Origin of the sequence: Aquabacterium sp., from assembly GCF_034003525.1 — a bacterium.
Classification (GTDB): Bacteria; Pseudomonadota; Gammaproteobacteria; order Burkholderiales; family Burkholderiaceae_C; genus Aquabacterium.
In genome coordinates this window covers 1-9983 of sequence record NZ_JAVEYN010000049.1, presented here as the reverse complement: position 1 = coordinate 9983, position 9983 = coordinate 1, and the positions used below count along the sequence as shown (strand labels likewise).

8 protein-coding genes and 3 pseudogenes are annotated in these 9983 nt (G+C 66.4%); 8 read left to right on the top strand and 3 right to left on the bottom strand.

The annotated features are described in order from the left end of the window. The 8 genes and pseudogenes from RBT42_RS16275 to RBT42_RS16240 all read left to right on the top strand — a co-directional run. Positions 1-136: pseudogene (locus RBT42_RS16275) on the top strand (acetyl-CoA C-acyltransferase); the annotation flags it as partial. A 10-nt stretch (positions 137-146) separates the two neighbouring features. Beyond that, entirely contained in the window at positions 147-920 is a 774-nt protein-coding gene (locus tag RBT42_RS16270; RefSeq protein WP_320367041.1) for an SDR family oxidoreductase, read from the top strand. Positions 921-935: 15 nt separating this feature from the next. Then, positions 936-2021 (top strand): phosphotransferase, encoded by a 1086-nt coding sequence (locus tag RBT42_RS16265; protein WP_320367039.1) that lies wholly within the window; start codon positions 936-938, stop codon positions 2019-2021. A 49-nt stretch (positions 2022-2070) separates the two neighbouring features. After that, on the top strand, positions 2071-3297 hold the full coding sequence (locus RBT42_RS16260; protein ID WP_320367036.1) for an acyl-CoA dehydrogenase family protein: 1227 nt from the start codon (positions 2071-2073) through the stop codon (positions 3295-3297). Positions 3298-3312: 15 nt separating this feature from the next. After that, positions 3313-5001 (top strand): long-chain fatty acid--CoA ligase, encoded by a 1689-nt coding sequence (locus tag RBT42_RS16255; RefSeq protein WP_320367035.1) that lies wholly within the window; start codon positions 3313-3315, stop codon positions 4999-5001. Between the two features lie 188 nt (positions 5002-5189). Next, a pseudogene (locus tag RBT42_RS16250) lies at positions 5190-5717 on the top strand (substrate-binding domain-containing protein); the annotation flags it as partial. A 77-nt stretch (positions 5718-5794) separates the two neighbouring features. Next, positions 5795-6238: a hypothetical protein gene (locus tag RBT42_RS16245; RefSeq protein ID WP_413785913.1), complete on the top strand. Its 444-nt coding sequence runs from the start codon at positions 5795-5797 to the stop codon at positions 6236-6238. A 52-nt stretch (positions 6239-6290) separates the two neighbouring features. Then, on the top strand, positions 6291-7262 hold the full coding sequence (locus tag RBT42_RS16240; RefSeq protein WP_320367030.1) for a LysR family transcriptional regulator: 972 nt from the start codon (positions 6291-6293) through the stop codon (positions 7260-7262). Here the strand turns inward: RBT42_RS16240 and RBT42_RS16235 are convergent. The 3 genes and pseudogenes from RBT42_RS16235 to RBT42_RS16225 form a co-directional block, all read right to left on the bottom strand. Continuing rightward, complete coding sequence (locus RBT42_RS16235) at positions 7241-8464, bottom strand: multidrug effflux MFS transporter (protein ID WP_320367028.1); 1224 nt, start codon at positions 8462-8464, stop codon at positions 7241-7243. The two genes, RBT42_RS16240 and RBT42_RS16235, sit on opposite strands and share 22 nt — an antisense overlap. 172 nt (positions 8465-8636) lie before the next feature. Next, positions 8637-9833, bottom strand: coding sequence for a CaiB/BaiF CoA-transferase family protein (locus RBT42_RS16230; protein ID WP_320367026.1), 1197 nt, complete (start codon positions 9831-9833; stop codon positions 8637-8639). A gap of 13 nt (positions 9834-9846) precedes the next feature. Then, positions 9847-9983 (bottom strand): annotated as a pseudogene (locus tag RBT42_RS16225) (acyl-CoA dehydrogenase); the annotation flags it as partial.

Genomic DNA, 9983 nt, shown 5'->3' with positions numbered 1-9983 from the left:
CCCCTATGGGGTCTCGGGCTCGCGCCTGACCGGACATGCCCTGATTGAAGGCAAGCGCCGCGGCGTGAAGTATGTGGTGGTGACCATGTGCATTGGCGGTGGCCAGGGTGCCGCCGGTCTGTTCGAAGTCTGCTGAGGACCGTCCCATGAGCGTGAAAGCATTGTTTGACCTGACGGGCCAGGTGGCCCTCATCACCGGCGGCTCGCGCGGCCTGGGCCTGCAGATGGCCGAGGCCCTGGGCGAGCTGGGCGCCAAGCTGGCGATCACCGCCCGCAAGGCCGACGAACTGGCCGAAGCCAAGGCCCACCTCGAAAGCCTGGGCTACGAGGTGCTGACCGTCGTCAACGACCTGCAAAAGATCGAGCAGATCCCGGCCATGGTGGACCAGGTCGTGAGCCACTACGGCACCATCGACATCCTGGTGAACAACGCCGGCGCCACCTGGGGCGCCAAGGCCGAGGAGTACCCGGACGAGGCCTGGCACAAGGTCATGGGCCTCAACGTCGATGCGCCCTTCTTCCTCTCGCGCGAGGTGGGCCGCCGCTGCATGATCCCTCAGGGCCGCGGCAACATCATCGTCACGGCTTCGGTGGCCGGTCTCAAGGGCACGCCCCCGGGCATGAACACCATCGCCTACAACACCTCCAAGGCCGCGGCCATCCACTTCGCCAAGACGCTGGCATCGGAATGGGGCCACTACGGCATCCGCGTCAACGCGATCTGCCCCGGCTTCTTCCCCACCAAGCTGGCCAATGGCCTGATCGACAAGCTGGGCGACGCCCTGGTCGCGCGCACACCGCTGCGCCGTCTGGGGGGTGACGAGGACCTCAAGGGCACGGTGGCCTTCCTGGCCTCCAACGCCTCGCGCCACATCACGGGCCAGGCCATCGTGGTCGATGGCGGCGCCAGCATCATCTGAGGACGGGATCACGCGATGAGCGCCCACACCGACAGCGCCTTTTCGGGCACCCGCCCTGTCTCGCCCCAGCATGCTTTTGACGAAGGCAAGCTGGCTGCCTACATCCGCGCCCATGTCGCCGACTTCAGCGGCGCGCTGCAGGTGGCGCAGTTCAAGGGCGGGCAGTCCAACCCGACTTTCCTGGTGCAGGCGGGCTCGCAGCAGTATGTGCTGCGCCGCAAGCCGCCCGGGGTGCTGCTGCCCTCGGCCCACGCCGTGGACCGCGAGTTCAAGGTCATCAGCGCGCTGGCCGGCACCGACGTGCCGGTGGCCAAGGCCCACGCCCTGTGCCAGGACCCCGAGGTCATCGGCACCGACTTCTACCTGATGGACTATGTGCAGGGTCGCATCTTCTGGGACCCCAAGCTGCCCGACGTGGCAGCACAGGACCGCCCGGCCCTGTACGACGAGCTCAACCGCGTGATCGCGGCGCTGCACCGCGTGGACTACCAGGCCGTGGGCCTGGGCGACTACGGCAAGCCCGGCGAGTACCTGGCCCGCCAGGTGGCCCGCTGGACCAAGCAGTACCGCGCGGCCGAGACCGAACGCATCGAAGCGGTCGAAAACCTGATCGAGTGGCTGCCTGCGCACCTACCGGCCGGCGACGAAACCGCCATCGTGCATGGCGACTACCGCTTCGACAACGTCATCTTCCACCCGACCGAGCCGCGCATCCTGGCCGTGCTGGACTGGGAGCTGTCCACCCTGGGTCACCCCCTGGTGGACTTCGCCTACCACTGCATGACCTGGCGCATGGACGGCTCGACCGGCCGCGGCCTGGGCGACCTGACGCCTGAGCAGATGGCTCAGATGATGATCCCGGCCGAGTCGGACTATGTGAAGCGCTACTGCGAGCGCACCGGCCGCGACGGCATCCCCGAGCGCGACTGGTCGTACTACATGGTCTTCAACCTCTTCCGCCTCACCGGCATCTTGCAAGGCGTGATGAAGCGCGCCCTGCAAGGCAACGCGTCCAGCGCCGAGGCGATTGCCACCGGCAAGCGCGCCAAGCCCCTGGCCGAGCAGGCCTGGCGCATGGTCGAACAGATGAAGCTGGCTTGAACACCAAGCCAGCGCCCCTCACTCCCCCACCTCATACCGGAGCCCCCTGATGGACTTTTCCTATTCCCCCAAAGTCATCGACCTGCAAAAGCGCCTGACGGCCTTCATGGACGAGCACATCTACCCGGCCGAAAGCGTGTACCACGATGAGGTGGAAGCCAACCGCGCGGCCGGCAACCCCTGGCAGACCACCAAGATCATGGAGGAGCTCAAGGCCAAGGCCCGTGCCGCTGATCTGTGGAATCTGTTCCTGCCCGAGTCGAAGTACGGCGCGGGCCTGACCAACCTGGAATACGCGCCCCTGTGCGAAATCATGGGCCGCTCCCACATTGCCCCCGAGGCCTTCAACTGCTCGGCCCCCGACACCGGCAACATGGAAACCCTGGTGCGCTACGCCACCGAGGCCCAGCAACAGGAATGGCTGCTGCCCTTGCTGGACGGCAAGATCCGCTCGGCCTTCGCGATGACCGAGCCCGGCGTGGCCTCGTCGGACGCCACCAACATCGAAGCCAGCATCGTGCGTGACGGCGACGACTACGTGATCAACGGCCGCAAGTGGTGGACCTCGGGGGCACCTGACCCACGCTGCGAGGTCCTGATCTTCATGGGCAAGACCGCGCCCGACCACCCCGACGCCCACAAGCGCCAGTCCATGATCCTGGTGCCGATGAAGACCCCCGGCGTGAAGATGGAGCGCGCCCTGCCGGTGTTCGGCTACGACCACGCCCCGCACGGCCACGGCGAAGTCAGCTTTGACAACGTGCGCGTGCCGGTGAGCAATGTGCTGCTGGGCGAGGGCCGTGGTTTCGAGATCGCCCAGGGTCGCCTGGGCCCGGGCCGCATCCACCACTGCATGCGCCTGATCGGCCTGGCCGAGCGCGCGCTGGAATTGATGTGCAAGCGTGCGCTGAGCCGCGTCGCCTTCCACCGTCCCATCGCCGACCAGGGCGTGACACGCGAGCGCATCGCCAACGCCCGCATCCTGATCGACCAGGCCCGCTTCCTGGTGCTCAACGCGGCCTACATGATGGACACCGTGGGCAACAAGGTCGCCAAGAAGGAAATCGCCATGATCAAGGTGGCCGCGCCCACCATGGCCTGCCAGGTGATCGACTGGGCCATGCAGGTGCATGGCGGCGGTGGCGTGTCTGACGACTTCCCCCTGGCCGCAGCCTATGCCAACGCCCGCACCCTGCGCTTTGCCGACGGCCCGGACGAAGTCCACCGCAACCAGATCGGCAAGATGGAGCTGGCCCGTTACCAGAAGAAGGCTTGAGGAGAGCGACGCACCATGTCTGACCGTCACTTCGCCCATTGGCCCAGCAACCTGCCGCGCCACCTGACCGTCCCTGCCACCAACCTGTACCGCAACGTCGAGTTCTCGGCAGCGCGCTACCCGGACAAGGCCGCGCTGATCTTCTACGACGGCATCACGACCTACCGTGAGTTCGACGACCAGATCCAGCGTCTGGCCGGCTTCCTGCAGCAGGACTGCGGCGTGGCCCGCGGCGACCGCGTGCTGCTCTACATGCAGAACAGCCCGCAGTTCGTCATCGCCTACTACGCCATCTTGCGCGCCGACGCCGTGGTGGTGCCGGTCAACCCGATGAACATGACCGAGGAGCTGCGCCACTATGTGAGCGACGCCGACGCCCGCGTCATCATCGCGCCGCAGGACCTGTACAAGCAGGTGCAGCCGCTGCTGGCCGAAGGACGGGCTCATGCCACGAGCCAGCCCGAGGCACCCGGTCTGCGTCACGCCATCGTGGCCGCGTACAGTGACTACCTGCCCGCCGAGACCGACCTGCGCGTGCCGGCCTTCGTGAGCGAGCCGCGCCTGGCCATCGGCGAGCCGGGCGTGGTGCTGTGGACCGATGCGATGGCCGCGAACCACCGCCCCGGCCCGCTGAGCACCGGCCCGGACGACCTGGCCGTGATGCCCTACACCTCGGGCACCACGGGTCACCCCAAGGGCTGCATGCACACGCACCGCAGCGTGATGTACAACACCGTGGCCGGCACGCAGTGGATCGGCACGCCGCTGGACGGGGTTTCGCTGGCGGTGCTGCCGCTGTTCCACGTGACAGGCATGCAAAACGGCATGAACGGCACGCTGTTCGTGGGCGCCACCATCTTGCTGCTGCCCCGCTGGGACCGCGATGCGGCCGCACAGCTGATCCAGCGCTACAAGGTGACGGGCACACAGATGATCGTGACCATGGTGGTGGACCTGCTGTCCAACCCGCGCCTGGCCGAATACGACCTCTCCAGCATCAAGCGCCTGAGCGGCGGTGGTGCGGCCATGCCCGAGGCGATTGCCACCAAGCTCAAGGAAGTCTGCAACCTGGACTACCTCGAAGGCTACGGCATGTCGGAGACCATCGCCCCCACGCACATCAACCCGCTGGAGCGGCCGATGAAGCAGTGCCTGGGCATCCCCATCTTCGATGTGGACGCGCGCGTGGTGGACCCGCTCACCTTTGCCGAACTGCCCCCGGGCGAAGTGGGCGAGATCATCGTGCACGGCCCGCAGGTCATGCAGGGCTACTGGAAGAACCCGGCGGCCACCGAGGCGGCCTTCGTCACGATCGATGGCAAGCGCTTCCTGCGCACGGGCGACCTGGCCCGCACCGACGAGCACGGCTACTTCTACATGGTCGACCGCCTCAAGCGCATGATCAATGCGTCGGGCTTCAAGGTGTGGCCGGCTGAAGTGGAAGCGCTGATGTACCACCACCCGGCCATCCAGGAGGTGTGCGTGATCGCGGCCAAGGACGAACGGCGTGGAGAAACCGTGAAGGCCGTCGTCGTGCTCAAGCCGGCCTTCCGCGGCCAAGTCACCGAGCAGGAAATCGTGGAATGGGCCCACGACCACATGGCCGCCTACAAGAGCCCCCGCATCGTCAGCTTTGCCGAATCCCTGCCCAAGTCGGCGGCGGGCAAGGTGATGTGGCGGGAGTTGCAGGCACAGGAATCCTGAGCGCGAGGCCGCGGGTTTTCATGAGCCCGGTATAACCACCCCGAAAATTTCAGACGCCACAAGAGTCATTGGTCAGACCCTGTGTCGAAAGAGACGATGCCGCTGCGCATCGAGAAACATGGAGCGCGGTGCGCGTGTTCCACGACTCTGAGAAACGCCTGCTGCAGGCAACTTACAGGAAACGACACATGAGGCATTTGATGAAGCTGGCCACGGCGGTGGCGTGCGGGGTGGTGTGCTGGAGTGGGGCGGCCAACGCGACCAATTGGTATCCCCTGCCGGTGACGGTGGCCGTCGACGGCGACGCCAGCCAGGTGGGCTATGTTCCGCTGAGCAAGGCGGCCAAGGCCTGGCCGCTGTGCGTGTCCTTCCCACACATGAAAGACCCCTTCTTCCTGGCCGCCAACTACGGCATGGTGGAAGAGGCCAAGCGCCTGGGCGTGAGTGCCCAGTTCCTGGACGCAGGCGGCTACACCGAGCTGAAGAACCAGATCACCCAGATCGAGAACTGCGTGGCCAGTGGCGCCAAGGCGGTGATCATGGTCGGCATTGCCGCCGACGGCATGAACAACCTGCTGACCGAACTCAAGAAAAAGAACATCCCGGTAGTGGACGCTTACAACGGCGTCAACTCCAAGGACACGGGCGTGCGCGTGCTGGACAGCCCGCGTGAGCTGGCCTTGCGCACCGGCCAGTACTTCGCCAAGAAGTTCCCGAAGGGCGGCAAGCCGGTGAAGGTGGCCCGGCCGGTGCGGGCTTTGTCGAGGCCTTCAACTCGGGCTTCCACAACGCGATCAAGGACAGCTCGGTGCAGGTGGTCGAGACCAAGTACGGTGACGTGGGCAAGGAAATCCAGGCCCGCCTGGTCGAGGACCTGCTGCAAACCCACAAGGACGTGGACTACCTCGTCGGCAACGCGCTGATGGTCGAAGCAGCCGTGCCCATCCTGCGTGCGCGCAACCTGCAAAACAAGGTCAAGCTGGTATCGGTGTACATGAGCCCCGGCGTGTACCAGGGCGTCAAAAGCAAGGCCATCGAGGCCTCAGGCAGCGGCCAGATCGTCCTGGCCGGCCGCATGATGGTGGACTCGGCCGTGCGCCTGCTGGAGAACAAGGTGGAGCACCGCAATGTGTACACCATCGGCCGCGTTTACAACCAGGACGACATCCAGAAGCTGGACGTGAACACCGTGCTCGCCCCCGGTGGCTTCAAGCCCATCTTCAAGTTCACCCCCTGAGTCTGCCCTGCGATGGAGGCTTGCCCCAGGCTGGGGCAAGCCCTCTGCTTCCATGAACCCGATCCTGGCTTCCAAACTGGACTTCCGGCGCCTGCAGATGCTGGTGGCGCTGGACGAGACACGCAGCGTGAGCAAGGTGGCCGACCTGCTGCACGTGAGCCAGCCCGCGATTTCCAAGGTGCTCATCGCCCTGGAGGCCGAGCTGGGTGTGACCTTGTTCACACGCACCCTCAACGGGATGGCGCCGACACCACCAGGTGCGACGCTGATCCACCATGCCCGCTTGATCCTGGGGGACCTCCAGCACGCCCACCAAGACCTGCAGGACGTCCGAGCCGGTCGGGTCGCCCGCTTGTCCCTGGGCGTCTTGCCCATTGCCGCGCCCACCCTGCTGCCGGGCTTCATCCAGCGCTTGGCGGCTCAGTCGGTGTCCGTCTCCATTGAGGTGCAGGAGGACAACATGGCCTCGCTGCTGCCCAAGCTGCGCGCCGGTGACATCGACTTCCTGATCGGCAACCTGCCCAAACAGAGCCTGAACCACGCGTTCGGCCAGCAGTTTCTGTACGAAGACCGGCTGTGCTGTGTGGCGCGCCGAGGGCACCCCCTCTTCCTGCACCGCCAGCATCGCTGGGAGCAGATCGGCCGCTACCCCTTGCTGCTGCCACCGCCCACGGCCTACACACGCCCCGAGCTGGACGCATTCCTGGCACGCAAAGGCATGGTCATCCCACGTCGGCATGTCGAATCGTTTTCCACCCTGACCAACATCGGGGTCCTGCGGCGCACCGATGCCATCGCCATCGTCACCCGCGAGGTGGCCCGCCACTTTGCCGGGCAGGGTTTGCTGGCCCCCTTGCAGGTCCGCATGCCACCGATCGCGGTACAGGTGGGCCTGGTGTGGATGGCCCAACGCCACAAGGAAAGCACCCGCGACAACGTGTGCCGGCTGTTTGGCGAGGTGGCCGCCACCATCGTGGCCGCCCAGCAAGGCACCTTGGCGACTCAGGCCTTCGAAGGCGCCTGAGCCGTGCCCACGGCAGGCTCGGGCGCCTCGGCCGGGTAGCTCTGGAAGACCATCCAGCACCCGATCGACAGGATCACCCCCACCATCACGCCCACCGCCAACAGCAGGTCACTGCCGAACAGCGCCGGGGCCACCGAGCCCGAGATGATGGCGAACACCAGCATCTGCACAAAGTTCTGCAGCGAGGCGGCCAGGCCGCGGAACTGCGGCAGCAGCCCTTGCGTCATCACCGACATGCCCGGCATCGCCAGGGCCATGCCGAAGGTGAGCGCAAAGATGGGAATGACCGCCCACGGGATGCTGGCGGCGAACAGCGCGCTGTACGCCAGGTTGCCACACGCGGCCAGCGTCATGATGGTCAGGCCCAGGCGCACGGTGGTGGTCATCGGCAGCTGGTGGGCCAGGCGTCCACCCACGCCCGAGCCCACCACCATGCCACCGATCATCGGCACGAACAGCCAGGCAAAGGCGGTTTCGTGCAGCTTCAACACCACGATCACGAAATTGGCGGCCGACGACACATACAGCGCCAGTCCGCTGAAAGCGAAGGCAATGGCCAGCACACCCCACATGTAGCGACGGTGGGTCATGGCGTGCAGATAGTTGCGCACAATGGGCTGGAGTTCGAAGGGGTGGCGCTCCTCGCGCTGGAGGCTCTCGGGCAAGCCCACCAGGGTCATGACCAGCAGCAAGGCCCCGATGCCGGCCAGGAACACGAAGTTGGACTGCCAGCCCACGTACACATTCAGGTAGCCCCCGATCACCGGGGCAATGGCTGGCGCAATGCCGAACACCATCATGATGTTGGACAGCATGCGCTGGGCGGTCGCGCCATGAAAGAGGTCGCGCACCACCGCCTGCCCCACCACCATGCCGGCGCCGCCGCTCAAGCCTTGCAGCACGCGGCACACCAGCAGCACCTCGAAGCTCGGCGCTACGGCCGCGCCCAGCGAGGACAGGCCGAACACCGACAAGGCGCTCAAGATGATGGGGCGGCGCCCGAAGGAGTCGGACAAGGTGCCGTAGAACAGCATCATGAACGCGTAGCCGAACAGGTACACGCTCAGCGTTTGCTGCATGGCCAGCTCGCTCACCGCGTAGTGCGCGGCCATGTCTGGGAAGGCCGGCAGGTAGGTGTCGGTGGCGAAGGGCCCCACCATGGCCAGGCCACCCAAGACGATGGAAAGCGTGCGCGTGTTCAAACCAACCCTTTCAGAGCGCCGAGCCGTGCACGCGTCCCCCGCGCCACGTCGACTGCGCCGCAGTGTCCTACGCGCGCGCGGGTCTGCCGAATGAATAATCGAGCGGGCTTTTCACGCGGTTTGTTATATGCGGGTTTGCCTGTGCCGACGCATTCGGCATCGCGGACACCCGTCAGCGGCCCAGCCATTGCGCCAGCACTTCCTCGGTGTGCTGGCCCAGCAGCGGCGGAGCGCTCCGATAGCTCACCGGGGTGGCCGACAGGCGGATCGGGTTGGCAACCGTCGTTACCTCGGACGCCACCGGGTGCGGCAGGCTCACGGCCAGGCCGCGCGCCACCACTTGCGGATCGGCGAACACCTCGTCCACGGTGTTGACCGGCCCGCACGGCACGCCCGCGGCTTCCATCTGCGCAATCCAGTCCTGGGTGGTGCGTGCCCGGGTGGCCTCGCTGAGCAACGCGACCAAAGGCTGGCGGTGGGCCACGCGCGCGGCATTGCTCGCAAACCGGCTGTCCTCGGCCCATTCGGGATGGCCCAGGGTCTGGCACAGGCGCGCAAACTGCGTGTCATTGCCCACGGCGATGATCATGTGGCCATCGTGGGTCGGAAAGTCCTGATAAGGCACGATGTTGGGGTGGGCATTGCCCATGCGCTGCGGCACCACGCCGCCGATCAGGTAGTTGGTGGTCTGGTTGGCCAGCGAGGCCACCTGCACATCCAGCAAGGCCAGGTCCACATGCTGCCCGCACCCCGAGCGCTCGCGGTGCGCCAGGGCCGCCAGGATGCCCACCGTGGCGTACATCCCCGTCATCACATCGGTGAGCGCCACACCGACCTTCATCGGCCCGCCGCCCGCCTCGGCATCCGGGCGCCCGGTGACGCTCATCAAGCCCCCCATGCCCTGGATCAGGAAGTCGTAGCCCGGCCGCTTGGCATACGGCCCTGTCTGGCCAAAGCCGCTGATGGAGCAGTAGATCAGGCGCGGGTTGACCGCCTTCAGGCTTTCGTAGTCCAGCCCATACTGGGCCAGGCCCCCCACCTTGAAGTTCTCCAGCAGCACGTCAGCCTGCGCGGCCAGGTCACGGATGAGTTGCTGCCCCTCGGCGCTGGACAGGTCGGCCAGCACCGAGCGCTTGTTGCGGTTGGCGCACATGAAGTAGGCGGCATCGCGGGTGTCGGCCCCGTCGTGCCCCTTCAGCCAGGGCGGCCCCCAGTGGCGCGTGTCGTCGCCCTGCTCAGGGCGCTCGATCTTGACGACGTCGGCCCCCAGGTCGGCGAGCAACTGGCCTGCCCAGGGCCCTGCCAGCACGCGCGAGAGGTCAAGGACACGCAGGCCTTCCAAGGCCCCGGGGGTGACAGAGGTCAGCATGGGTGGCTCCAGGTCAGAAGGCCGCCGAGCCGGTGATCGCACGGCCCAGGATCAGGGCGTGGATGTCGTGCGTGCCTTCGTAGGTGTTGACCACTTCGAGGTTGACCAGGTGACGGGCCACGCCGAACTCGTCGGAGATGCCGTTGCCAC